18 protein-coding genes and 1 tRNA gene are annotated in these 25,200 nt (G+C 40.0%); 3 read left to right on the forward strand and 16 right to left on the reverse strand.

Annotated elements, in window-relative coordinates; all coding sequences use genetic code 11:
• Positions 1 to 143: 143 nt before the first annotated feature.
• The 16 genes from sov to OC25_RS22880 all read right to left on the reverse strand — a co-directional run bounded on the left by sov (position 144) and on the right by OC25_RS22880 (position 22,721).
• The gene (gene sov / locus OC25_RS22805; protein WP_039481235.1) at positions 144 to 7,340 is read right to left on the reverse strand and encodes a T9SS outer membrane translocon Sov/SprA; all 7,197 of its coding nucleotides are present in this window, start codon (positions 7,338 to 7,340) and stop codon (positions 144 to 146) included.
• A gap of 12 nt (positions 7,341 to 7,352) precedes the next feature.
• Positions 7,353 to 7,937 (reverse strand): Holliday junction branch migration protein RuvA, encoded by a 585-nt coding sequence (gene ruvA / locus OC25_RS22810; RefSeq protein WP_039481238.1) that lies wholly within the window; start codon positions 7,935 to 7,937, stop codon positions 7,353 to 7,355.
• Between the two features lie 6 nt (positions 7,938 to 7,943).
• Positions 7,944 to 10,262, reverse strand: a complete 2,319-nt coding sequence (locus OC25_RS22815; RefSeq protein ID WP_039481240.1) for an NADP-dependent malic enzyme — start codon at positions 10,260 to 10,262, stop codon at positions 7,944 to 7,946.
• Between the two features lie 136 nt (positions 10,263 to 10,398).
• Positions 10,399 to 11,802 carry a lytic transglycosylase domain-containing protein gene (locus OC25_RS22820; protein ID WP_039481243.1) on the reverse strand — a complete coding sequence of 468 codons (1,404 nt, stop codon included), beginning with the start codon at positions 11,800 to 11,802 and terminating at the stop codon, positions 10,399 to 10,401.
• A 209-nt stretch (positions 11,803 to 12,011) separates the two neighbouring features.
• Positions 12,012 to 13,430, reverse strand: coding sequence for an Asp-tRNA(Asn)/Glu-tRNA(Gln) amidotransferase subunit GatA (gatA, locus tag OC25_RS22825; protein ID WP_039481247.1), 1,419 nt, complete (start codon positions 13,428 to 13,430; stop codon positions 12,012 to 12,014).
• A gap of 18 nt (positions 13,431 to 13,448) precedes the next feature.
• Positions 13,449 to 13,649 (reverse strand): Sec-independent protein translocase subunit TatA/TatB, encoded by a 201-nt coding sequence (locus tag OC25_RS22830; RefSeq protein ID WP_029986031.1) that lies wholly within the window; start codon positions 13,647 to 13,649, stop codon positions 13,449 to 13,451.
• Between the two features lie 12 nt (positions 13,650 to 13,661).
• The gene (locus OC25_RS22835) at positions 13,662 to 14,021 is read right to left on the reverse strand and encodes a Sec-independent protein translocase subunit TatA/TatB (protein ID WP_039481250.1); all 360 of its coding nucleotides are present in this window, start codon (positions 14,019 to 14,021) and stop codon (positions 13,662 to 13,664) included.
• Positions 14,022 to 14,068: 47 nt separating this feature from the next.
• Positions 14,069 to 15,364: a murein hydrolase activator EnvC family protein gene (locus tag OC25_RS22840; protein WP_039481253.1), complete on the reverse strand. Its 1,296-nt coding sequence runs from the start codon at positions 15,362 to 15,364 to the stop codon at positions 14,069 to 14,071.
• Positions 15,365 to 15,508: 144 nt separating this feature from the next.
• On the reverse strand, positions 15,509 to 16,300 hold the full coding sequence (lolB1, locus tag OC25_RS22845; protein ID WP_039481256.1) for a lipoprotein insertase outer membrane protein LolB1: 792 nt from the start codon (positions 16,298 to 16,300) through the stop codon (positions 15,509 to 15,511).
• A complete protein-coding gene (locus OC25_RS22850; protein WP_039481259.1) occupies positions 16,278 to 17,975 on the reverse strand; it encodes a tetratricopeptide repeat protein in 1,698 nt (565 codons plus the stop codon). The genes lolB1 and OC25_RS22850 overlap by 23 nt, the downstream gene beginning before the upstream one ends.
• Before the next feature lie 51 nt (positions 17,976 to 18,026).
• Positions 18,027 to 18,458: a dUTP diphosphatase gene (gene dut, locus OC25_RS22855; RefSeq protein ID WP_039481262.1), complete on the reverse strand. Its 432-nt coding sequence runs from the start codon at positions 18,456 to 18,458 to the stop codon at positions 18,027 to 18,029.
• A gap of 43 nt (positions 18,459 to 18,501) precedes the next feature.
• The gene (locus tag OC25_RS22860; RefSeq protein WP_082018694.1) at positions 18,502 to 19,980 is read right to left on the reverse strand and encodes a lipopolysaccharide biosynthesis protein; all 1,479 of its coding nucleotides are present in this window, start codon (positions 19,978 to 19,980) and stop codon (positions 18,502 to 18,504) included.
• Between the two features lie 78 nt (positions 19,981 to 20,058).
• Complete coding sequence (locus OC25_RS22865) at positions 20,059 to 20,331, reverse strand: acylphosphatase (RefSeq protein WP_039481267.1); 273 nt, start codon at positions 20,329 to 20,331, stop codon at positions 20,059 to 20,061.
• 120 nt (positions 20,332 to 20,451) lie between these two features.
• Positions 20,452 to 21,408: an NAD(P)H-dependent flavin oxidoreductase gene (locus tag OC25_RS22870; protein WP_039481272.1), complete on the reverse strand. Its 957-nt coding sequence runs from the start codon at positions 21,406 to 21,408 to the stop codon at positions 20,452 to 20,454.
• Between the two features lie 3 nt (positions 21,409 to 21,411).
• On the reverse strand, positions 21,412 to 22,572 hold the full coding sequence (locus OC25_RS22875; RefSeq protein WP_039481275.1) for an amidohydrolase family protein: 1,161 nt from the start codon (positions 22,570 to 22,572) through the stop codon (positions 21,412 to 21,414).
• 76 nt (positions 22,573 to 22,648) lie between these two features.
• Positions 22,649 to 22,721: transfer RNA gene (locus tag OC25_RS22880), tRNA-Thr, on the reverse strand.
• A gap of 285 nt (positions 22,722 to 23,006) precedes the next feature.
• Between OC25_RS22880 and OC25_RS22890 the strand changes: the two genes are divergently transcribed.
• The 3 genes from OC25_RS22890 (at position 23,007) to OC25_RS22900 (ending at position 25,121) form a co-directional block, all read left to right on the forward strand.
• Entirely contained in the window at positions 23,007 to 23,321 is a 315-nt protein-coding gene (locus OC25_RS22890) for a hypothetical protein (RefSeq protein ID WP_039481280.1), read from the forward strand.
• Positions 23,322 to 23,405: 84 nt separating this feature from the next.
• Positions 23,406 to 23,720 (forward strand): hypothetical protein, encoded by a 315-nt coding sequence (locus OC25_RS22895; RefSeq protein WP_039481283.1) that lies wholly within the window; start codon positions 23,406 to 23,408, stop codon positions 23,718 to 23,720.
• 69 nt (positions 23,721 to 23,789) lie between these two features.
• Complete coding sequence (locus OC25_RS22900) at positions 23,790 to 25,121, forward strand: sigma-54-dependent transcriptional regulator (protein ID WP_039481287.1); 1,332 nt, start codon at positions 23,790 to 23,792, stop codon at positions 25,119 to 25,121.
• Positions 25,122 to 25,200: the final 79 nt, after the last annotated feature.

Genomic DNA, 25,200 nt, shown 5'->3' on the forward strand with positions numbered 1-25,200 from the left:
TCTAAAGCTATGAAAAATCTAAGCTTTCATAAATAGCATACAGACGAATAGGCATCATTACTCTATGGATGCCATACATTACTCGATGAATACAAAACCGATTAACCATTACGCTACAGAAATACATGTTATATGAAAAAACATTAATTCAATGTAAACCTTAAACTAAAACCAAAATTACTGAACGAAGTATTGAAAGTTTGCGAAGTATAAGGTTTGGTAATGTTTGAATCGTAAAACAACTTAATATTAAACTTCTGGTTTAACACATAATCTACACTTGGTCTAAGCGTAATATTTTTTGCTCCGGATGAAACTTCAGCTTCGGTAATATCGGCACGGTAAATAACCGTTTTATTATCGCGAATAGATACATCGAGTTTAAAATCCATGTTGTTATCCATTTTTAAACTTTTAAACCAGCCAAACGGGAAACGGAATTTATTGGTCCGGTAACCCAGGCCTAAAACCATATTATTTTCTGATAGCTGGGCCAACTGGCTGTTCGATAAACTTAAGCCTAACAAACGTGAGCGGTTTAACTCAAAAGAAGCTGTCAGGTTATTTTTAAACCTGGTATCAACCCCAACCAGTGGTGCAAAATATTCGGAGATGGTTACCTGTGCAAACTGATATTGTGGCAAAAAGTTATTGTTTACATCCCTGCTGCTCACGGCACCATTGGTTTCCTGATAACGCAATAATGAGTTATAGCCATTAATGTTGTAAGCAGAGCGGTATCCATGTCTGATATCAACCGACGAAAATTTATCGGCAATAAAAGGAATGCGCGTTAAACCGCTGTAGGTTAAGTTCCAGTTTGGAAGCGGAATTTTAGGGAAAGAATTCATTTTAACCTTACCGGCATCTTTACCCGCGTAAGCGGCCATAAAAGCCGAGATAATTACATCCTGACTCTCTTTGCTATAGCCATCGGCAAAGCCTCCGCTATTACCAGAAGAATTTGGATTTTGTGCACCCAATCTTCTCGAAATCACACTGCGGTTATTCATAAACTGCTGGAACAGGCCAGAAACCTGGGTGGCATTATTTTCTTTAAATGCAGTACCCAAAGCAATGTAAGAAATGCTGTAATCGCCGGTAGTAATGGCGCTCAGATTTTCGAACGATGATACGCTGGCAACATACCTGAAATTGGTCGAGAAATTTCTCGTTTGTGCCTTGTTTGCTTTCAAGGTAATCCGTAAATCTTTAAATGGCTCTACCTGACCGGTTAACTGTAAATCTTCGCGAAGCGTATTCACATATAACTGGGTTTGTAAAGTATCGGTAGTTAACCAACCATTATTCAGGGCCATTTCGCGTATATCGCGCTGACTACCAAAAGCAAAGCCTAAACCAGGTGCTCCTGTGGCATTATCGATACCAAAATATCTGGTGGTTGGCAGATAACCGGGCAAGAAAATACCCTTGGTTTGCACAAAGCTGGCATTTACATTTTTTACACTGGTTAAAAGGTTGATGAAAAAATTCTTCGCCTTATTTCCATTATCATCGTTACCGGCATTACGGATAAAGCCAAATTTATTGTATAGCGTGGTTAAGTTTAATGTGGGGTTAACCTGTATGGTACGGCTGTTTTGTACAGTATTACCTAAATTGATATTTGGATCGCGCAGGGTTGCCAAAGGCTCCGTTTGCCAGTTAAAATTGGTTCCGTAACGGGTTTTAACGGTAATCCAGTTTAAGCCCGGAATCTTATCAATCGGCAGGTTATAAGTAACGTTTAAATTGTGATTATAATCGGTTGTACGGCCTAAACGTTTTAAGTTTTCCCAAACGGTATCGCGTTTTAAACCTTCAATTCTACCGTCTGGTTCATCAATAATTGAGTAGTTGGTGGCATTAAAATCTAACTGTAATGAACGGGTAAGGTTCCAGGCAATACCATAAACCCTGCTCATGGTAAAGTTTTTATTAAAAGTGGTTCCGTAGCCGGTCTGGTAAACACCCAAAGTATTGTTCGGATCGTTATTTCTCAGAGTGTTTTCAGCATATAAGCGGTCTACGTCAATCCTGAAGTTAATGGCACTTGGGAAAATACTGAAATTAAAATCTTTCAATAATGCCAACATATTCGATTTTATAATCTTTTCGAATGGCGCTATGGTTTTGGCCTCTCTTGAATAACTGTATTGCAATGATGCCCTGTAAGTATTCTGAATACTGCTCTGGTTAATAAAATCGCGATGATTATATTGGGTATAAGCATAACTTGCAGAGAAGTTTTCGATATCCCATAACCTTACAGGCTTGCTGTTATTGATACGCTCTTTTCGAACATTGGTAAAGTTAATCCCCCTTCTGATGGTATAATCCTGAGCAAAATTTAAAATCGAATCTTTTTGCTCTTTAGTCGACCGGTCTAAAGCATTTTTAAGTTCAATATCTGGCGTTCTTGGGTTATACTGCGGTGTTGATACCTGTTTAGAATAACTTACAAACATGGGGATTTTAACACCCGATTTTTGTGGCAGGAATTTTCCGAGTTCCATCGCCGAAGATACATCAAGCAATACATTATCGGCACGGTTACGCTCGCTTACTTTCGAATCAATTGAACCAAAACCAATAGTAGATTTGCTACCCGAAATATTTACGTCAGCAAAATCGGCCAGTTTCAGGTTTAACCTTCCGGTAGCTGCCCATCCACCTTTTTCATCAAATTCGGTTAACCGTAGTTCATTAAACCAAACCAGGGCATTTTTATCCTGTCCGTCGTCATTACCTACATCGTTAGCCAAACGCAAAGGATTTTTAATACCTACCATGTAAACGCGAACTTTACTCATGTCGGGCTGTCCTTTTACCACAATGGTTCTGGCACCATCGGTATAAGTAAATGGTACGTTTATTGGCCATGGTTGGCCGTTAGCTTGTTTAGCCACATTACGGGCAAGTTTTGCATTTTGGAAAAGTGTTAAATCGATATCCATCCTATTGGCTTCAGGCCAAATGGCATCCGGATCGCTGGTGCCTGGCGTGGTTACCTTTAAAGGCATAACATATTCATAATAGTTATCCTGATTATCGGTTCCGATCCTTAAAAAGGCAGCCACATCACCATCATTTAACAACTGATTGTTAACAGCCTCGGCATGCACAAACATTTCTAAGTGTTTATAAGACCTGAAATCGCTATAAGCAGTTTTAAAAGCTGCACGGCCATAACCATCTCTTAACGATTTTACGGTTACCGACAATGATTGTTCATTTAGTCGGGTATCGCCGCGGTAGTTGCTGTAATCGCGCTCGCGCAGAATGCCCGGAGGGGTAACATAAGGAATAGGTGAACGTTTACCATTCTCTTCGATATTTACAGTTGATACCTCAATTGTTGAATTATCAGGCGTTAAAGCTGGCAAAGCCGGATCGACAATTACCTGAGCGGCCTGGTTAGATGCGTTGTATTCGCGCCATTCACCACGGATTAACTGTAATTTTGCAAAACGCATTACTGCTGTATCGGCGAAATTGGTCATGAACATCCTGAAGAAACGGATGGATTTAAAATCCTGAATACCACCAACTTTTTGCTGGTACTGCCCGATTGGAATACGGAACTGATACCAGGTTACCGCCTGGGTATTTCCGTTGGCCAGTTTAACCTGCGAGGTTACTTTATCGGTAATGAAATTCTGCCCTACATTTAAATCGCCCGGACGTATAGAAACTTTATACTGGAAATACTCATCACTTTGCGTCATGTTATTATCGCGGTTGATATCCTCACCATCAGGCAAAGAGGTCGACGCGGAATTTTCCAATCCAAGTTCGGCCTGCGATTGCTGCGAAGTTTTAGAGTTGCCTTCAGTACCGTTATATCTTTCGTAGCGCTTTAAAATTCCGGCATTAATCTGATCTAAAGCCGGACCTCTGAAATAAGCATAATTATCAGAAGCCGGGTCAGCATCTAATGTGGCGGCTGCATTGGCATTTAACTGCGATTTAATCTGATTGATTTCGGCAGCGAATTTTGTTTTCTCATCTGCATCAGCTAAACCATCCAAACCAACATCCTGTGCTTTACGCGAATCGGGATTGTTATCAAAAGCCTGCACCACGGGTTGTAGTTTGGGTACACGACCCCAAACGGTTTCATCATATTTAGTCGGATCGTTCGTAGCAGGCAAACCATTCTCTAACGATTTTCTGCCATCTTTCAGAATATCTTCCGAAATGTTTCCAAGGTTGAAATAGATATCACCACCGCTTGAATTTGGTTTGTAGATAAAAGGATCCATCATCCAAAGCTCAATAAAGCCCACGTTTAAGGCTTCGAAATCGTTGGTTTCGATCTTCCGCTGAAAACCTGCCCAATTATTTTGTGGTTGCAGTAATGATCCGTCAGGTTTAAAGCCAGTAGTACGGAAGTTGTACGGCCCCCTAACGGTTGGATAGTAGGCCACATCGAAGGTGGTAATATTCAATGCCTGTCCGGTTGCCGTTTCTTTAAAAGGAAAAACCTCCTGCTCTATTACTTCCCTAACGTAGTGGTTAGAAAGTTCGGCCCGGTTATTTCTGATGTTCGCCGGTGTAGTTGAAGCAGCAGAATTGTAAAAAGTCGGGTCGATATTATAAAAGGCTACCCTTGCCCGGTTGTAACCGTACGAAAGATCGTTAGACCGGTCGTACTCCTGAAATAACTGTGGGGTACCCGATAATTGCCACGCAATGGCGCTTTTTAAATCGATAACCGAACGCGATGCTTCAAAATCATCCAGATAACTCACCCCGTTTTTACTACCAGCAAAGTTCAGCGCCCTCGGGTGACCCGGAATCAGTTGCGCAAACTCGCCATAAAAAGTAACACTTGATGGTGCTTTGGTAGAGATAAGCGGAATTTTATCAACCAGTTTGGTTAAAAACCGTGACGGTGAACTATAGTTGATATCGGCACCCCAAATGGTATTAGAAATGGGTTCCTCGCCAATATTTACTTTTTGTGTAAGCGGCTTTTCGGTCAGGTTCATAATGGTACCGCCCAAATTCAGCTTGTTGTTTACGCGGTAATCTAAACGTGTACCAAAAAGCGATCGTTGCTGCAAGCCAAAGAGTTCGTTGTTTTCAGTTGTAATGCGAATAGGCTGACCCGAAATCAAAAGTGCCTGGTTAATTACACTTACCCGGCCGCCCTGATAATCTACAGTAAAATCTACCCCTTCTGTCAACGGCATGGTACCTGCAAACACCTTTACCGATCCTTCAGGAACGTTGATGGCATTTAAACTAAATTCAGAAGAAATATCAGACTGGTAATTAACTTTAATGACGTAACGGTTCTGGTTTTGGAACAATTGTTTGGCAATGGTTTGTGTCGAATCGTAAAGCGCCGTAAAAGTATATTTATCAATCAAAGCCTGCTCGCTTGGTAAAAATCTTGCGGCTAAATCCTTTCCAAAAGGTTCAATTACCGGGAATATAATTCTTCCGTTTGCCGGGTCGATGGTAATATAGCCGGTGTTGGTATTGGTTACCAGTGAGGTTTGACCGTTACTGCCGGTTCCGAATAAGCTAGGGGTATTGGCATTGCTGGCAGTAGAATAAGCACCAAAAGCGTTATTAGCCGCCACAAAATCGAAAACTCCATCGGGTTTACGTTCATTTTGCTGGTTTAAACGATCAAACTCGGTTAAGGCAATCCACTGTTTATTGGCTGTATTCTGGCCCTCAGTCATTACCGGATTATCAACACCGGTTTGGTTGTCGATACGGTAAATATCCAGTTTAAAATTCTGACTGCTGATCTGATATCCACCTATTGAATAGATGTTTTTCATCATCAAATCCCAAGTTGGCAGCGAAATTTTGTTGGTTTCGTTCTTTAATAATTTGGTATAAAGTACTTTTGGGTTTGCAGCATCGAAAGGCACATCGGTAGAAAACTCACCCACCTGGTACTCTACTCCATTATAGGTATAACGGTACGCCACAGCCAAAACCTCATCAGCATTGAGCGGATTATTTAGCGATAAATAACCTAACTGCGGCTGAAAGGTAAATTCTCTTTCGGTTAATCTCCTTGCATAGGTTAATTTGGCAAAGTTATCGGTACCGGCCATGTAGGGCGGACTTGACTGGAAGAAAGAAATAACCGCATTAGAATTGGTTTGCCTGATGGCACCACCCTGGTAAGCGTTTATTTGTGCCAGCAAGTTGTTAGATTGCTGGGCGAAACCTGTTGCCGTAGTTCCTGCAGGTAAACCAGAGGTACCTCCGGTAATTAGGTTGTTGTATGGTGTATTTTCACCCAAATCCAGTAAACCCAAAACATCACGCGAATCGGCAGTATTACCGGCCTTATTGGTAATCCATACCTCAATTTTAGTAATCTGGATCGGTGATGTAATAATTGGGGCGTTGGCCAGGTTTTTATTGTAATTATTTCTGAAATACTGCGAAAGGAAATAGTGTTTATTAGCCTCGTAGCTATCGATATTTACTGTTGTGGTATTTTGCTGTGCGCCATTGGTGATTTTAATTTCGCGCGATTCGGATTTTTGTTGCGTGTAAACACTTGTTACATTTAAACGCCCGAATTTTAGCTGCGTTTTAATACCAAAAAGGGCTTGTGTACCTGTAATTAAAGAAGTATTTAAAGGTAAACTAACGTTACCGGCTTCAATTTTCTGGATAATGTCATCCTTACCACCGGTATAATCGAGTTTAATCTGGTTTTCGAAATCGAACTGGGCTTCGGTATTGTAATTACTCTTGATTTTCAGTTTTGTTCCGATATTTCCAACCAGATCCATCTGAATCCTCTGGTTAAAATCGAAATTGGTTTGTACCCTTTGCCTTTCGTTAAAAAGCGGGTTTTCATTTTTATTTACGCGGCCCAAAAAAGTAAGCTCGGCCTCGCCACGTGGCTGAATATCAATGGTAGTACCGCCAAATAATTTTTCGAAGGCTTTGCTGTTTACCTGTATCTGCGGAATAATCCCGGTGCTCCGGTAATCGCTTACCTCGGCATTGGAAATACTGCGCCAGTTGCCACGTTTAATTTCGCTGTCTACGAGGCGCTGATACTCATCGATAGTTAAATATTGGGTATTGAGTACAAATTGCTCGCCAATCAGCTCTTTTACGATATAGCGTTTGTTTTTAGCATCGTATTCTACCACACGCCTTAAATTACTGGGCGCAGGATAAAACGGATTAACAGATGGCCCAAGGCCTAATCGTTCCTTTTCGCGTAAACTGAAGTTATTTTTTTTAACAACAGTATCCGTTTTGCTTGGAACAACTTGAGAGAAGGCGTTTTGAGTAGCAATTAATAAAAGTGGGATGAGAAACAGAAAGGTAGATATTCTCTTCAAAGGCGTTAGATCTTATAAGGTTTTCAAGGCATATTTAATTAGTTGTTCAACCGAAAGTGTTCCCTCACTCACTTTTAATATCTGATCTATAGTTTTTTCGGCGGTTTGTTTGGCAAATCCTAGCATTACCAATGCTGATAACGCTTCATCTTTAACAGTATTGTGTAAAGGCATAGAAATTAATGAATCTGCACCTTCTTTTTTTAATTTATCCTGTAATTCTAATACCAGACGCTGTGCTGTTTTCGCGCCCAGGCCCTTAATGCGTTGAATAAGTGGCAAATCAGCCTTTATAATAGCCGTTTGAATTTCCACAGGTGTGATGGATGATAAAATCATCCTTCCGGTATTTGGTCCGATTCCTGATACCGAAATCAGGTGTAAAAATAAACGGCGTTCGCCTTCATCGGCGAAGCCGTATAATGTATGTGCATCTTCTTTTACATGCAGCCAGGTATAAATTTTACACCTTTCTGCATCGCCCAAAGCGCTGTAAGTATTTAATGAAATATTGATATGATAGCCTATACCTCCGGCCTCTACCACAACATAAGCCGGGTTTTTAAATGTCAATTTACCGTCGATATAGGCGTACATGTAATGCTACTTCTTGTTTGTTTTTGTAAATATACCTTTTCGTTTCGAAGTTCCGGCAATTTCTTCTTTCGCCTGAACATCTACTACTGCAATAGTAACCATATTTACGATCTCCCGCACCGAACTTCCTAACTGAACAATATGAACAGGCTTGTTTAAACCCAATAAAATAGGTCCAACTGCCTCTGCCCCACCCAGCTCTTGTAACAATTTGTATGCAATGTTACCAGACTCTAAATTCGGGAACACCAAAGTGTTTGCAGGCGCATCAGCCAGGGTGCTGAAAGGGAAATTATCTTTCAATAATTCGTTGTTAATGGCAAAGTTTCCCTGCATCTCGCCATCAACCACTACATCAGGGTGATTTTTGTGCAAAAGATTTACTGTTTCTCTTACTTTATTTGGTGTTACCCCATCATTTGAACCAAAGTTCGAATAAGATAATAAAGCAATACGTGGTTTGATGTTAAACTGTTTAACCGATTTATCCAGTAATAAGGTAATATCTACCAGTTCATCTGCAGTTGGATCAACGTTTACAGTGGTATCGCCAAAGAAAACCGGACCTTTTTTGGTCATCATCATGTACATACCAGCCACACGTTTTACGCTTGGATCAACACCAATTACGTGTAATGCAGGCTTAATGGTCGATCCGTAATTTTTGGTTAAACCAGAAATCATGGCATCAGCTTCGCCAAATTCTACCATCGATGCACCATAATAGTTACGGTCTCTCAACAATTTAGTAGCATCGGTTAAAGAAACACCTTTACGCTGGCGTTTTTTATAAAGTGCCTCGGCGTATTGTTTGGTTTTATCAGGGTTTTGCATCTGATCGATAATCTCTACACCTTCCAGCTCCAAACCATGCTCATCAATAATAGCTTGTATTTTATCTTTATTTCCTAAAAGGATTGGAATAGCAATATTTTCATCGTTAACAATTTGTGCTGCCTTTAAGATTTTATAGTTATCTGCTTCAGCAAAAACCACACGTTTCGGATCGGTTTTGGCTTTAGTGGTAATGGCGCGCATAATGGCATCATCCAAACCTAAACGTTTTCTCAGCTCTTCAGTATAAGCATCCCAATCGGTAATGATTTTACGGGCAACACCACTTTCGATAGCTGCTTTGGCAACCGCTGTAGAAACCTCAGTAATTAACCTGAAATCAACCGGTTTTGGAATGATATAATCTTTACCAAATTTAAGGTTACGCGCGTTGTAAGCCAGGTTTACCGCTTCCGGAACTGATTTTTTAGCCAGCTCGGCAATTGCTTTAACCGCAGCAATTTTCATGGGCTCGTTAATGCTGGTTGCACGTACGTCAAGCGCTCCACGGAAAATATAAGGGAAACCTAAAACGTTGTTTACCTGGTTCGGATAATCAGAACGGCCAGTTGCCATAATGATATCTTTACGGGTTTTGATAGCCAGATCGTAAGCAATTTCCGGATTCGGATTCGACATGGCAAAAACGATCGGGTTTTTAGCCATCGAGTTCAGCATATCTACACTCACACAATCGGCAGAAGAAAGACCAATGAAAACATCCGAATCTTTCATGGCTTCTTCTAAAGTGTTGATTTTTCTGTCGGTAGCAAACTCTGCTTTAATCTCGTCAAGCGATGCGCGGTCTTTGCGGATTACGCCTGAACGGTCGCACATTACGATGTTCTCTTTTTTAGCACCTAAAGAAACGTATAATTTGGTACAAGAAATTGCAGCGGCACCAGCACCATTAACTACAATTTTAATCTTATCCATTTTTTTCTTTACGATTTCGCAGGCATTTAATAAGGCTGCTGCCGAAATAATGGCAGTACCATGCTGATCGTCGTGCATTACCGGAATGTTCATCTCTTCCTTTAAGCGGCGTTCGATTTCGAAACATTCTGGTGCTTTAATATCTTCGAGGTTTACACCACCAAAGGTTGGCTCTAAAGCTTTAACGATTTTTACAAAATCATCAACATTTTTGGTATCCAGCTCCAAATCGAATACGTCGATATCGGCAAAGATTTTGAAAAGTAAACCTTTACCTTCCATTACCGGTTTTCCGGCTTCAGGACCAATATCGCCCAAACCTAAAACGGCTGTACCATTACTGATTACCGCAACAAGGTTCCCTTTTGCGGTGTACTTATAAACATCTTCTGTATTTTCTGCTATTTGCAAGCAAGGCTCGGCTACTCCCGGTGAATACGCAAGGGTTAAATCTCTTTGCGAATTTGTAGGTTTTGTTGGAATTACCTGTATTTTTCCCGGACGGCCTTGTGCGTGATAATCAAGCGCATCTTGCTTTCTAGTGGTTTTACTCATTACGTAACTTATTAGTGACGGCGCAAAGGTACAATTCTTTTTATGAGGCATAAAATAAAAAAGCCTCTCAAAAAAAGTTAATGCACACTAATTCAACCGTTCTTTGATAATTTGAATTACGCTGGGTAAAATAATACTAACCTTTGCTAATTTTTAAGATCATACCTGCCTGCAAGCCAGCTTTGCTGAGTTTATTATCCCTTCTGATGCTCTGAACAGTTGCCCCTTCGAATTTCTCGGCAATTTCTGATAAGGTATCGCCGGTTTTTACTTTGTAGCTTAAAAACGATGCCGGCGCTTTGAGGGCTACCCGGTTTTTGGCGTAAATTTTAAGTTTTTGTCCGGGTACAATATTCTTACTTTTCAAACCGTTCCAAACCCTTAAATCCTGCACTTCAACTCCATATTTATTGGCAACTGAAATTAGGTTCTGACCGGCAGTAACTTTGTGGTAAACCACGGTATTAACTGGGGTACCCTTTGTTTTTTTCTTTCTTAATTCACGTACATCATCCGTACTGGCCTCAACTACGCGCATGTTTACATCCACATCAACATTGTTGAGTACTTCGTAAACGCCTGCAAAATCGATATCCTTTAACTTCGGCATTACAATGCGCTTGGGTTCCTCATCGGTACCGTTTACAATCTTTTTCTTGTATGAAGGATTTAGCGCAAACATGGCCGATTCTTCTACATTCAATGCTTTGGCCAGTGTAGCCAGTGATACAAACCTGGTGGTTTGCACAGTATCGGTTTTTAAGAACATATTGCAGGCCTGACTGGTAATCTGGTGCTTGTTCGAATAATTCATAACATACACCGCAGCAATAAATGCAGGCACATAATTCCGGGTTTCTTTAGGTAAAAACTGTCTGATTTCCCAAAAATCGCGCGATCCGGCTTTATCAATGGCACGGGTTACATTTCCTTTGCCGCAATTATAGGCTGCAATGGCCAAAAGCCAGTCGCCCAGTTCTTCAAAAGCATCTCTAAAATAAGCTGCTGCAGCGTAGCTGGCCTGAATCGGATCTTTGCGTTCATCTACAAAGTTATCCATCTTTAAACCATATGCCTTTCCGGTACCAAACATGAATTGCCAGATCCCTGTTGCGCCCACGCGCGAAATGGCATGCGGATTCATCTGCGACTCGACAATGGTCAGGTATTTTATCTCTTGCGGAATGTTGTAATCTTTTAGTGCTTTATCAAAAATCGGAAAATAATAGCTTGATAAGCCGATCATTTTACCGAACATATCTTTACGCTTGGCGTAGATATCGATATATTGCTGCACATACTCATTATATGGAAGCGGAACGGTTTTGGTAATGGAATCGAGCCGGAGTTTATAGATGAAATTCTGGCTCATCATTAACGGATTCTCGGTAACCAAGGGAACGGCTACGGTATCGGTATTGATGAAAATGTTGTTTTGCGCTTTACGAAGGCTATCTAACTGGAGGATTTGTTGTGCGGAAACGGAAGAAATCAATCCGAAGCAAACACAAACTGAAGCAAGAAGTAATTTTTTAATCATGGGCTATTGGTTTTAACTTCCACTGGCCGTAGTTTGTGTCACCACAAACCTTATACAAATCCCTTCTCTTTTTCCGATAGACGAAGCCAGAACAGCAATTTGATAATTTCTAAACGATGTTTAGAAAACAACTCATGAAATGCCATTGCCATACTTAACGATAATGCTTTTGCATTAAGATTGCTTCGTACCTCGCAATGACGATAATACTATGATAAAAATGCCTGAGAAAAAGCCAGAAGCTTATCTTCCTCAAAATGTTTGGCTGTAAATTGTATACTTAACGGTAAATCTGCTTCGTTATTGCCCAAAGGCAGCGCAATAGCCGGGTTACCACTTAAAGATGGCAACACAGTAAAAATATCGGCCATGTACATCACCAACGCATCCTGCACGTTATCGCCAATTTTGAAAGCTGCTGTAGGTGCTACAGGCGATAAAACAAAATCATATTCTTCGAAAAGCTGATCCATTTTTTCGCGGATTAAGCGGCGAACCTGTTGTGCTTTTTGATAGTAAGCATCGTAATATCCGGCACTTAAAACAAATGTTCCTAAAAGGATGCGGCGTTTTACCTCTTCACCAAAACCTTCTGCCCGCGATAATTTGTAGAGTTCGTTTAACGATTTCGCTTCCATATTACGGTGCCCGTAATGCACACCATCGTAACGCGAAAGGTTAGATGAAGCCTCGGCTGTAGTTAAAATATAGTATGCCGGAACAAGATAGTCTAACAGATCAAAAGAAACGTACTCAATGGTATGGCCCTGCGCTTCCAATTCAGCAATCGATTTTAAAATGGCCGATTTGATTTCAGGATCAAGCGCCTCGCTTTCAATCGTTTCTCTTAAAACCGCTATTTTTTGTTTTTTAGCCTGGTTTAAATGTGTCGGATAATCCGGAACAGCTGAAGCCGAAGCGGTAGAATCGTGATCGTCGCTACCCGCCAATACCTGAAGTAAAATGGCAGCATCTTCTACCGATGAAGTAATTGGTCCAACCTGATCAAAAGAAGAGGCATAGGCAATTACCCCATAACGGGAAATACGTCCGTAAGTTGGTTTAAGACCAATCTGACCGCAAAAAGCAGCCGGTTGCCTTACCGAGCCACCGGTATCGGTACCTAAAGCAGATAAGCACATATCGGCCTGCACCGCAACTGCCGAACCACCTGAAGAGCCACCCGGAACCAGTTCATGATTGGCTGCATTTCTAACCGCTCCATAGAAAGAAGTTTCGTTTGAGCCGCCCATAGCAAATTCATCGCAATTTAAGCGGCCAATAATAACGGCATCTTCCTGCAATAAACGTTCAACAACGGTAGCCGAATAGGGAGAGATAAAACCTTCGAGCATTTTGGATGATGCAGTTACCTCATGGTCTTTGTAACAGATATTATCTTTAATACCAATAACCATTCCCGCAAGTTTTCCGGCAGTACCTGCTTCTATTTTCTGCTGTACCGCTTTTGCCTGAACTTCGGCCGTATAAAAAAACACCTCATTAAATGCATTGAGGTGTTCATTATCTTTAATCTGCTTAAAATAATAAGCTAATAAATCGGGTAAAGTTAACTGCTTTTGCGAAATGAGCGATTGAATCTCTTTAAGAGAACTGTATTTCTTCAAAACAAAAAATTATTGCAATTAAACAGTCTTATCGCGGTTAGATGGATCTACCTGATCGCCATCAACGCCATCTTTACCATCTTTAAATTCTTTAACACCTTTGCCTAAACCTCTCATCAGTTCAGGAATTTTTTTACCACCAAATAATAACAATACCACTACCGCAATAATGATAATTTCTGGTGTTCCAAGCATTGCTGCTATTGTTGTATTTAACATAATATTTTTTGATTAAACTTTTTGATTGTCGCTAACATTTTTTTCGTCAACAGGTTTACTTTCAGGTGTGTGCGCTGTTTGTGCTTCTACCTTTTCATCTACCGGTGCTTCTTCAGTTGGGTGATGACGTTGACTATGGTTTACTGCTGTTTCTTCCGCTTCTTCTTTATCCAGATCCATGGCGTTAATATTTCTGTGGATTTCGCGCTTCACACCATCTGAGGCATCTTTGAACTCTCTGATCCCTTTCCCTAATCCTCTAGCCAGTTCGGGTAATTTTTTACCTCCAAATAACAAAAGAACTACCACTAAAATGAGTATGATCTCCGATCCACCCATGTTTAAAAACTCTAATAACGTGCCTTGATACATCACTAATATAATTTATACAAATATAGACATTTTAACTTGTCTTCAGTTTATTTACTAATCCAGGCCTCGGGGTTTAGTTTTGTCTGGCCTCTCATAATTTCAAAATGCAGTTCTGCAATATCTCCTGTATTGGCCAACACCCCTATGGTTTGGCGGGTACTTACTTTATCGCCTTTACTTACGCTGGCAGATTTAAGGTTTTGGTATATGGTAAAATAGTTACCATGCATTAATATCACCACATATTTACCATAAATAAGACTTACGCCTAAAACCTCGCCATCAAACACGGCCCTTACTGCAGCACCTTCCGAAGCGGTAATATTTACCCCTTCATTATTCATTGTGGCCTGATCTACCTTGTGTACACCAAAATGTTCAGTAATGGTGCCCGAAACGGGGTAAGGTAAACGCCCTCTGTTATTTTCAAATCCTGCAGCCAGTTTTGCCGATCCGGCATCGCTGGTAAGCAGTTCGTTAGCATTCTTTTCTTTTGCTGCTGCTGGTGCTGCCGGAACAGGTTTGTTTTCTGCTCTTGCTTTTGCTGCAGCTGCCTTAGCCTCTGCCGCGGCCTTCGCTGCCGCTATACGTGCTTCTTCGGCTGCTTTTCTTCTTGCTTCTTCAATAGCACGTTGAATAGCCAAACGAATGGCTTTATCAATCTGCGCCTGTTGTTTTACACGGGTGCTAATATCTTGTTTAAACTGCTTTTCTTGCTTGCTTAGTTTATTAAGCACCACAGATTGCTCGCTTTTATCTTTCCCCAAACGCTCACGCTCTTTTTCCTGTTCTTTTAACAGCTCACTTTTTTCCCTTAAAGTTTTATCCAACACTTTAATTTTACCGTTCAGATCTTGCTGTGTATTTTCAATATAACCGGCCTGTTTTTTACGGTACTGACTAAACTGCTGCAAATATTTTATCCGCTTATAAGCTTGGTTAAAATCTTTAGCTGCAAAAATAAACATCATCTTATCGTAAGCATTTCTGTTACGCTGTGCAAAACGGATCATGCCGGCATACTCTTTTTTAAGATCGCCTAGCTGACCTTGTAAAGTATGTACGGTATTGGTGTTCTGAGAGATTTGGTTATCCAGATTTTTTATTTCAGAATTGATGGTACCAATCTTATCCTGGCGCAACCGAATCTGGGCATTGATGGTGTTAATCTGCTGTATGGTAAGCTTTTTACCACTGGCAGCTTTGTTCAAATTTTTCTGAAGTTGTTCAATTTCGCGCTGTATAGCTTCTTTTTTCCTTCTAAGTTGGCTTTCAGTTTGTGCTACCGCCGAAAGGGTAAGCACGCTTAAAAAAAGGATAAATAGATATTTGTGTAGCTTCATTAAGCCAAAAGTATAAAAATTTTGGAGTAAAAAATATTAAAATTGAGATACTCAGCTCATAATTACTTATAACAGAACTGTCTTCACCTAATCTTCATGCACCAGGTGAACTTGAAAACCAGAATGGATTATTTTGTTGGGTAATTACTTTACTACAGTAAATCTCTTTGGTACACTAAACGGAAAATCGACCGGAACATTGCCATCAATTTTAACAAACTGCATGTCGATGTTTATCCGCTTTGCTTTTGATAAGGTTTTGATTTGCAAAGTGCTTGGAAATAAATATTCGTTTAATTTCTGGTAATCGGTATACGTTACTTTTAAGGCCTGTCCGTTTTGCGAATCATTTAAATTAGTTTCGGCTACTTTAAAAAGCGTATTGAAAAGTAACTTATAATCGAGCGATTGTTTGCTGCCAGAAACTACCCAGGCGCCATTTTCCTGCTTAACATCCGATTGGTCGGTTAAAAATTCGCCCATGGCATTACCGGTTAAAATGGCTTGCAGGGTGTTAAAATTAACCTGTTTATTGGTAAAATTATAAATGTAACTGAAAGGCTTTTTCAGGTATTCGCTTTTCATCCGGTTCATAATTTTAATGCTATCAGGCGTAATTAAAGCCCTGGCTACCTCGGCCATTCCACCTAATGCCGTAATGCTTACCCAAATGGTTTCCTTGTCTTTCATTTTGAAATTCATGGTCACATCATTGGCATCGCCGGCAATATCGAGCGTGGCTTTTGCCTTAAGCGAAAGCGTATTAAATTTAAGTTGTTTACTGTTTAATAAAGTTAAGGCCTCGGCTTTAGAATTATCAACTTTGGTTTCTGTTTTGGTTGGCGGTGCAACTACAATTTCTTTCTTGGGCTTACATGCCGAAACAAAAACTACAGTACCTAATACAAACAGGCTATTTAAAATATTTCTTCTCATTTATTTTCTTATTTAATACTTCAGAGCTGTTTCCAGCTTCTTTTGCTTTTTGCCATTGAATTAATGCAGCATCTTTTTCACCCTTCATAAACAGGATATCGCCATAACGCTCCAGATAAACACCGTTCTTGCTGCTATTGTTTTGTAACGCCTTTTCAATCCAGGTTTTGGCCAGATCGTATTTTTGCTGCTTAAACAAGATAAAAGCATAAGTATCGGTAATCGACGAGTTATTGGGCATGGCATTGGCCGCAGTTTCTGCATATTTAGCCGCTTTGTTTAAATCATCATTCCTTAAAGCCAGATAGTAGGCATAATTGTTCATGATGAGGTAATTGTCGGGCTCGACTGCAATAGCCTTTTCAAATGCTGTTTTGGCCTGTGTAAAATTATTCTGGTTGATATAAATATCGCCTTGCAGGGCATAAACCTGTGCCTGCAAACTTTTATTCTCCACATCCAGCTGCAACGATGTTTTCAAATTACTTAAAGCCGAATCGAATTTACCGGTTTTAAAAAGGGCATAAGCCATGTAGTAATATAAACTGGCCTGATTTGGATAAATAGTTAAAGCCTCATCACCAACTTTTACTGCTTCATCATAGTGCCCCAATAAGGTATGGATATTAATAATCTGCTCCCAGACTGCGTAGACTTGTTCGTTCAGTTTAAGCGCGGCCTGATATTGCGTTAATGCTTCTTTTAAGCTGTTTTGCTGATACAGCACATCGGCATAGAGCGCCAAAGCTTTTGCGTCAGAAGGGTTTTTCTCTGCAACCAATTTACTCAGTTCGGTTACATTTTTAGCCACAACAGGCTGGCTGAGTTTTGGAAAAAGGGCTGCAATGATTTTTATTTTCTCGTTTATTGGCATTTCGGCACTTTCGAAAGCCATTTTTAAGGAAGCAAATGCCGCTTCATCGTTTTTCTGCTTGCGGTAAATATCGGCCAGGCCTAAATTCACTTCAAAATTTTGAGGTTCCAGCTGTTGTGCCTTTACCAGTACCTTTAAAGCTTCGGGGTCGTTGCCTTTTTGCAGGAGCAAACCTGCGGCATACAGATAGTTTTTTACATCGGCCTGGTTACCTTCCAGCAACTTAACAATATCGCTTTCTTTGGTGCTCCCGTTTTGGTCCATCCTTCTTTTGGCTACCAGTAACTCTTTCGATTCGCCAAATTTCGCTTCAATTTCGTTATAGGTTTTCTTAGCCGCATCGAGCTGGTTGGCTAAAAACTGGGCATTAGCTTTATCAAAATAATAGGCATCGTTTTGCGGATCGAGGCGAATGAGTTGATTAAACACCTCAACAAGCTCAGGCATTTTATTGTTGCGTTTATACACCTCACCTAATAAACGCCAGTACCAGAGGTTATCCTGATTTATTTTTAGCGCCTGCTTAATATTTTGTTCTGCTTCAGTAAGTTTATCTAAACGCAAATTGGCATTAGCCAGTTCGAAATAGGCCGCATGGTTATTGGGATCTAAACTTACAATCTTGTTAAAATTGGTTGAAGCCACTGCATAATTTTCAGACATTTTTTCGCGCAGACCGGCAAAGAACAACTGTTTTACCATATTGCTGTCGCGGTTCGTAGCTGGCATAACCGTTTCCTGACCAAAAGCCTGGAAACCAGTAAAAGCAAGCCCGAGAAGAAAATGCATTTTGTACTTCATATCATCCAAAAATTAACGCCAAACTCCCAACTGAAAACTGCCAACTCCAAACTATTTCCCGGTATGTCCGTAACCACCTTCGCCCCTATCGGTTTTGCCAAGTACATCAACCGGCTGCCAGGTTATCGTTTCGTGTTTTGCAACAACCATTTGCGCAATCCTGTCGCCATTAACAATTTTAAAATCTGTATCGGATAAATTTACCAATAAAACTTTGATCTCACCACGGTAATCAGCATCAATTGTACCGGGAGCATTCACAATACTAATGCCATGTTTATAAGCCAGTCCGCTTCTCGGCCTAATCTGTGCTTCGTAGCCAATGGGCAACTCGATAAACAGTCCGGTTGGCACCAATAAGCGCTGCAAAGGTTTAAGTGTAATTTCTTCGGTTATTGCTGCACGCAAATCCATGCCTGCGGCATGTGCAGTTTCGTATTGTGGCAGCGCATGCCCTGATTTATTGATAATTTTGATTTCCATTTTGACAGATGTAAGATTTTAGACAATTACCAGAGAGACCTGATTACTTCTTTAAAAGCTTTAATAAATTATTTTTTTCGAAATAAAACATGCCGAGTAAAAAGATGATCAACAATCCGTTACCGAAGTAAATATTTTGTTTAAATACCCAAAAGGAAAGGTAAACTAAAAATATAGAAACCACAAGGTAGGCAACCATTCGCTTTAAATTATAAGGAATAGGGTAGTGCTTTTGTCCCAATACGTAAGAAATAACCATAATAATCAGGTAAGCAAACATCGATACCCAGGCCGAGCCCATATAACTGTACTTTGGAATCAAAATGATATTCATTATAATGGTAAATACCGCACCTACCAGCGAAATATATAAACCGAAACGTGTTTGATCCGACAAACGGTACCAAACAGATAAATTCATATATATACCCAGGCAAACGTATCCAAATAACAGGTACGGAACAGCGGTAAGACCGACCCAATATTTATCTGAAATAAAATGTTTAATGATTTCGATGTTTGCAGTTAAACCAACAAACAGGATAGATAAGGCCAGCACAAAATAGTACAGGATGGTTGCATAAGTTTGTTTTGCATTGGCATTTTTAGCATGACTAAAAAAGAAAGGTTCAGCCCCGAGTCTGAATGCGGTATTGAAAATACTGATGAAAATAGCCAGTTTACAAACTGCACCATAAATACCAATGTCGTGATCGGCTATATTGGTGGGCAGGTATTTACTCAATAAAATTTTATCGAGGTTTTCGTTGATGATAAAAGACAGGTTGGCAACCAAAACAGGCCAGCTGTAACCAAACATATTACCAAATAAGGCCTTGTTAAACTTAAATTCAATTTCTAAAAATTGAGGAAAAAGCATAACGAAGGTAACAATGCTCGCAATTAAATTGGAAATAAACACATAGCCAACCCAACGTCCTTTATACCATGAAGCCAGCCAGCCACTTCCAATATCATTTTTAATTAACCAGGGGATAACAAAAATGAAAATCAGGTTGAAACCCACAAATACGCCAATATTTAAAAACTTAATGAGGCTATAGCGAAATGGTTTTCCATCAGCCCTGAGTTTGGCAAACGGAATTACACTAATGGCATCTACAAATAAGATCCATATAAAGTATTGCACATACAATTTTTGATTAGCAAGTTCCGAAATGCTTCCATTTAAGGTAAAACGGGCAAAATAATCTGAAAAAACTAATCCGGTTATTAAGAAAAGAGTAGAAATAAAAGCAATAACCAAAAAGCTGTTGTTATATACTTCCTGTTTTTTATCTTCATGCTTATTCAGATACCGGAAATAGGTAGTTTCCATCCCAAATGCCAAAATTGGGTTGATAATGGAAACATAACTGAACATTTTGGTAAATATCCCGTACACACTTGTTGGGTAAACCCTGGTATAAATGGGGGTGAGGATAAAATTGAATAAGCGCGAAAAGATGGTACTTAAACCATAAATAAGCGTTTGTCCGGCAAACTTTTTATATACAGACATTTAATATTGAGATTTGGGCATTGCGCATTGAAATTAGCTCCTTACCGGAACAATAAAGCAATCGAACAATTCGGCAATTTATTTCCTTAAAACTTCAAAATTACGATAGTTTTTCACTTCGGCTTCGCTTACCGCAACATTTTCCACACGAGAGCGATCAGGCCCTTCGTGGCACCAGTTTACAAATTCTTCGAGAAAAATTTCCTCACCTTCCGCTTCGATATATACTGAGCCATCCTTTTCGTTTCGTACAAAGCCATTTACCATCATTTGGTTGGCGATAATTTTGGTGGTTTCCCTAAAACCAACGCCCTGCACTTTACCTGTTACTATTATATTGAGGTGTTTCATTTATTGTTGTAAAGTTGAAATGTTTTAGTTGCAAAGTTAGTAAACCAATTGTTTATCGTTAGCCTCAGGCGTTCTAAAGTTTAAATGTTGTAAGGTTGAAACCGTCATGTGCCATTAAGTTTATAAATCTAATTCACCTTGTAAATGGTCAATTTTTTGTACTGCTAATTTAAAATCCGACCAGATTTCTTCCAAAATGGCTTTAGCCGGTCTAATTTCTTTCAGCATAGCCGAAACCTGACCAATTTCGAGTTCGCCATTTTTCATGTCTCCTTCAAACATGCCCAGCTTTGCCTTTGCCCTGCCCAAAAGTTCCATTAAACGCGACCTATCTGCCCCTTCGGCTTCTGCTATCGATATGGCATCGGCAAATTCATTTTTCAATAATCTTACCGGAACCAGTTTTTTCATCGCCAGTTTGGTATCGCCTTCAGCCGCTGCTATAATTTTGTGTTTAAATTCCGGGTGCGCCGACGATTCTTCGGCTACGGCAAAGGCCGAGCCTACCTGAACAGCATCAGCTCCTAAAGCAAAAGTAGCCAGCATGGCCTGGCCACTACCAATGCCACCTGCGGCAATTACCGGAATATTAACTGCTGCTTTAATCATTGGGATTAAACATAAAGTAGTGGTTTCCTCACGCCCATTATGTCCACCAGCTTCGAAGCCTTCAGCCACAATCGCATCTACCCCGGCTTCTTCTGCTTTTAACGCAAATTTGGTATTGGCAATAACATGCACCACAATAATGCCCCTTTCCTTTAAAGTTTTAGTCCAGGTAGCCGGATTACCAGCCGAAGAAAAAACAATTTTTACTTCTTCTTCAATTACGATATCAATAATCTCCTGAATATTGGGATAAAGCAGTGGAATATTAACCCCAAAAGGTTTATCGGTAGCGTTTTTGCATTTTTGGATATGGGTTCGCAACACTTCGGGATACATAGAGCCTGCACCAATAATGCCTAAACCACCTGCATTTGATACCGCCGAAGCCAGTTTCCAGCCACTACACCATACCATACCCGCCTGAATAATGGGATATTTAATATTAAAAAGTTTACAGATTGGATTCATCCTTTAGATTATTTTTGTTATCCGGTCACTTTCAATCACAAAATCTTCTCCCAACTGAATAAGATTTAAGCCCGGTGTTTTACCAATTGCTATTGAACCCAACTGTTTATCCAATCCGAGAAACTCGGCTCCGTTAATGGTGCCCCATTGTAAAAGCTGTTCAAAGCCTACCTTTTTGTGCTGCTGAAGGGTGATCATTTCAGCCAAAATACTCAACTGATGATTGCTGGCCAAACTATCGGTACCCAAAGTAATTTTTACCCCCTCTTCCATAAGCAGATCAACATCGGGCAATGTATTCTCTATATATAAATTGGCCTGTGGACATAAGCACCAGTATAAATTTGGATTGCTTTGTTTAGCAAATTCAATATCCGACTTACTTGTAACCGTATTGTGTACCAGTAGCGTTTTTTGTTCCTTAATATAAGGTAGCCAGGTTTTTAACGAAGTTTTGTGTGTTGGTTCAAAAAAAGAGATATCCATCCCTAAAAACTCATAAAGCTTTAGAAATCCACCAGTTTTGCCTTCGAAAAAAGCATTTTCGTCGACAGTTTCCTGATTGTGTACACTGATAAAAGCATTTGCCTTTTCGGCTTCCTGCTTAATTAATTCGAATAGTTGAGGCGAAACCGTGTAAGGCGCATGAGGAACGATAGATGCAGGCAGGGGTTCAAAACCCTGCTTAATTTCCTTCAAGTAATCCATTATGGCAGCTGCACGTTCAGGGTTAAAGCCCAAAGCCTCTATAAAGGTGTGATAATGGATCTTACTTTTTTCTTTTACTTTTTTAGAAGCAATCTGGTTAGCAATATCACCAACAGCAACAATCCCGCTATCGAACATTTGCTGATCAGCATTTTGCATCGCTAAATCAATCTGGCTGGCTTCGCTCTGCCTGTTCTTAATAATATGCTGTACAAATTCTACCAGACCAGTCTTTTCTGGAATTTGCCCCAACATGTGCGAAAGCTCCAAATGACAATGCGTATTAATAAAACCGGGAACAATTGCACCTTTATAATGCGTAACATCAAAGTTTTTGGCCTCACCGGCAGTTAATATCTGTTGTATTTCACCAGAGTCATTTACTGCAACCACGCCATTTTTAACCGGCGAACTACTTACGGGGAAAATCCAATCGGCAGAAAAGTATTTAAGCATACCTGCAAATTAAGCTGATTAAAGCAAGGCATCAAAATATTTAAGGGAAAATAGAATGGGAATGGGAAAGAAAAAGAGCCTCCTATCGGAATCGAACCAATGACCTACTGATTACAAGTCAGTTGCTCTACCAGCTGAGCTAAGGAGGCTTTTAATCGGGCTGCAATGATAGAAAAAAAATTTCTTTTTAAAAAAATAAATAAAAAATACCTGAAAGCTGGCCGGCTTACCACACACATTTATTGTTTAACTGCAAAAGTTGACTTTTTGTGTAGTTATTCTCCCCAATATGTGGAGGAACTCCCCAATCAGCAATACCACGTAAAAACACAACACAATCATAACCAACACGTTAATTAGTCGTGCCAGTTTTGGCACCATTATGAAACCTTAGCAAGTATTGTTACACAAATTAAAATTTAAAAAATCATACTATGAAAAAGTTCGTATTAGCAGCAACAGTATTAGCATTAGCAGGATTCTCAACCGTAAAAGCAAGTGAAGTTAAAGATTTAAAACCCACTGCAATTGTAGCAGTTCAAGATAGCGCCGTAAAAACTCCGGTTAAATTAGAAGAATTACCTGAGCCAGTTACAACAGCATTAAAATCTGATGCTTACAAAGGATGGACTGCTACCGAAGCTTGGTCAGTAAAAGAAGGTGCCAAAGAGTATTACTTAATCAATGTTAAAAAAGAAGCAGAAACTGGTTCTGTGAAAATTGACAAAGACGGTAAACCCGTTCAATAATTAAAATTTGTATAAACGCCGTTCAGGCATAATTAACATAAGCGTAGCCTCAGCGCTACGCATCACCTTAAAATTAAAAACAAGATGAAAAAATTAATTTTATCAGCTGCGTTCTTAGCTTTTGCAGGATTCTCAGCAGTACAGGCAAGTGAAGTAAATACAATGAAAAATGCTGCAATTGTTGCAGTTCAAGATAGCGCAGTAAAAACTCCGGTTAAACTAGAAGAGTTACCTGAGCCAGTTAAAACAGCATTAAAATCTGATGCTTACAAAGGATGGACTGCTACCGAAGCTTGGTCAGTAAAAGAAGGAACCAAAGAGTACTATCTGATCAATGTTAAAAAAGAAGCAGAAACTGGTTCTGTAAAAATTGACAAAGACGGTAAACCCGTACAATAAAAACCCAAATATTACATCTACCTAGTATAAGAAAGCCGGATTATGTCCGGCTTTTCTTATTTTTGTTACATGGCGAGAATCCTGATTTTAGAAGACGATACTACTTTTGCTCAATTACTTGAAGGTTTTTTAACAAAAAACGGTCATGCAGTTACACTCGTAACCCATGTAAAACAATCTTTTAAACAGCTCGAAAACAGCGAATTTGAACTACTCTTAATCGATTACCGCCTTCCTGACGGAACAGGTTTTGAAGTATTAGAGCACCTACGCGACCGGGGTCTTTCTATTCCGGTAATTGTTATGACCAGCTTTAACGATGTGCGTACCGCCGTAAAATCAATTCAGTTAGGTGCTTTCGATTACATCACGAAGCCGGTTAATCCCGATGAGCTTTTAATGGTGATTAAAAATTCTCTTGCTAAAAAAGATTTAAAAAGTAGTGAGCCTAAAGAAGTAAACAGCGATTTTATTAAAGGCAAAAGTGCCATTGCCGATAAATTATACGGTCACATTAACCTGGTAGCGCCTACCGATATGTCGGTTATTATACAGGGTGAAAGTGGAACCGGTAAAGAATTCGCCGCCAGAACTTTGCACCAGCAGAGCAAACGTGCCGATAAACCTTTTGTGGCCATAGATTGTGGCGCATTATCTAAAGATTTGGCTGCGAGCGAATTGTTCGGGCATGTTAAAGGTGCTTTTACAGGCGCATTAAATGATAAAAAAGGACAATTTGAAGCTGCAAATGGCGGAACCTTATTTTTAGATGAGGTGGGTAACCTGAGCTACGAAGTACAGATTAAACTTCTCAGGGCTTTGCAGGAAAGGGTTATCCAACCGCTCGGTAGCACCAAACAGATTCCGGTTAATGTACGCATTGTTACCGCAACAAACGACGACCTGGCAAACAGCATACAGCAAGGCGAGTTTCGCGAAGATTTATACCACCGCCTAAACGAATTTAAAATCCAGCTTCCACCATTGCGCGAGCGCGGGGGAGATTTAGAGTTATTCATCAATCATTTTATACAATTGGCTAACCGCGATCTGGAACGGAATGTGAAGAGTGTTTCGGCTGAGGCAAAATCACTCTTATTGCAATACGATTGGCCTGGTAACCTACGCGAGCTCAGTAATGTAATTAAGCGTATGGTTTTGTTGAGCCCGGGCGATGTAGCACAGGTAGAGGCATTGCCCGATGAAATGATGATTGCTGTTCATCAGCAAACACAGCCCGGAAATTCTTCTGATTTAAAAGCTGTAAATGAGCAGAATGAGAAAACACTCATAACTGAAACCTTAATTAAGGTAAAACACAACAAATCAAAGGCAGCAAAAATGTTAAACATTGATCGTAAAACATTGTATGCCAAGATGGAGCGATACGGCATTGAGTAATCTTCATTTCAAATGAGTTATACTGCGCGCCATTCTGGTCTTACACTCAAACAAGAAAAACTCAATGAGTATTAAAAAT

This window comes from Pedobacter kyungheensis, from assembly GCF_000812965.1.
GTDB classification, from domain to species: Bacteria; Bacteroidota; Bacteroidia; order Sphingobacteriales; family Sphingobacteriaceae; genus Pedobacter; species Pedobacter kyungheensis.

What these genes read in the sequence shown, in the direction of transcription:
- ruvA (WP_039481238.1), bottom strand. Translation starts at nt 7,937, where the DNA reads ATGTACGCCTATATCGACGGTAAATTGACATTTAAAAACCCGGCTTAT.
- OC25_RS22815 (WP_039481240.1), bottom strand. Translation starts at nt 10,262, where the DNA reads ATGAGTAAAACCACTAGAAAGCAAGATGCGCTTGATTATCACGCACAA.
- OC25_RS22820 (WP_039481243.1), bottom strand. Translation starts at nt 11,802, where the DNA reads ATGATTAAAAAATTACTTCTTGCTTCAGTTTGTGTTTGCTTCGGATTG.
- OC25_RS22830 (WP_029986031.1), bottom strand. Translation starts at nt 13,649, where the DNA reads ATGTTAAATACAACAATAGCAGCAATGCTTGGAACACCAGAAATTATC.
- OC25_RS22835 (WP_039481250.1), bottom strand. Translation starts at nt 14,021, where the DNA reads ATGTATCAAGGCACGTTATTAGAGTTTTTAAACATGGGTGGATCGGAG.
- OC25_RS22840 (WP_039481253.1), bottom strand. Translation starts at nt 15,364, where the DNA reads ATGAAGCTACACAAATATCTATTTATCCTTTTTTTAAGCGTGCTTACC.
- lolB1 (WP_039481256.1), bottom strand. Translation starts at nt 16,300, where the DNA reads ATGAGAAGAAATATTTTAAATAGCCTGTTTGTATTAGGTACTGTAGTT.
- OC25_RS22850 (WP_039481259.1), bottom strand. Translation starts at nt 17,975, where the DNA reads ATGAAGTACAAAATGCATTTTCTTCTCGGGCTTGCTTTTACTGGTTTC.
- dut (WP_039481262.1), bottom strand. Translation starts at nt 18,458, where the DNA reads ATGGAAATCAAAATTATCAATAAATCAGGGCATGCGCTGCCACAATAC.
- OC25_RS22860 (WP_082018694.1), bottom strand. Translation starts at nt 19,980, where the DNA reads ATGTCTGTATATAAAAAGTTTGCCGGACAAACGCTTATTTATGGTTTA.
- OC25_RS22865 (WP_039481267.1), bottom strand. Translation starts at nt 20,331, where the DNA reads ATGAAACACCTCAATATAATAGTAACAGGTAAAGTGCAGGGCGTTGGT.
- OC25_RS22870 (WP_039481272.1), bottom strand. Translation starts at nt 21,408, where the DNA reads ATGAATCCAATCTGTAAACTTTTTAATATTAAATATCCCATTATTCAG.
- OC25_RS22875 (WP_039481275.1), bottom strand. Translation starts at nt 22,572, where the DNA reads ATGCTTAAATACTTTTCTGCCGATTGGATTTTCCCCGTAAGTAGTTCG.
- OC25_RS22890 (WP_039481280.1), top strand. Translation starts at nt 23,007, where the DNA reads ATGAAAAAGTTCGTATTAGCAGCAACAGTATTAGCATTAGCAGGATTC.
- OC25_RS22895 (WP_039481283.1), top strand. Translation starts at nt 23,406, where the DNA reads ATGAAAAAATTAATTTTATCAGCTGCGTTCTTAGCTTTTGCAGGATTC.
- OC25_RS22900 (WP_039481287.1), top strand. Translation starts at nt 23,790, where the DNA reads ATGGCGAGAATCCTGATTTTAGAAGACGATACTACTTTTGCTCAATTA.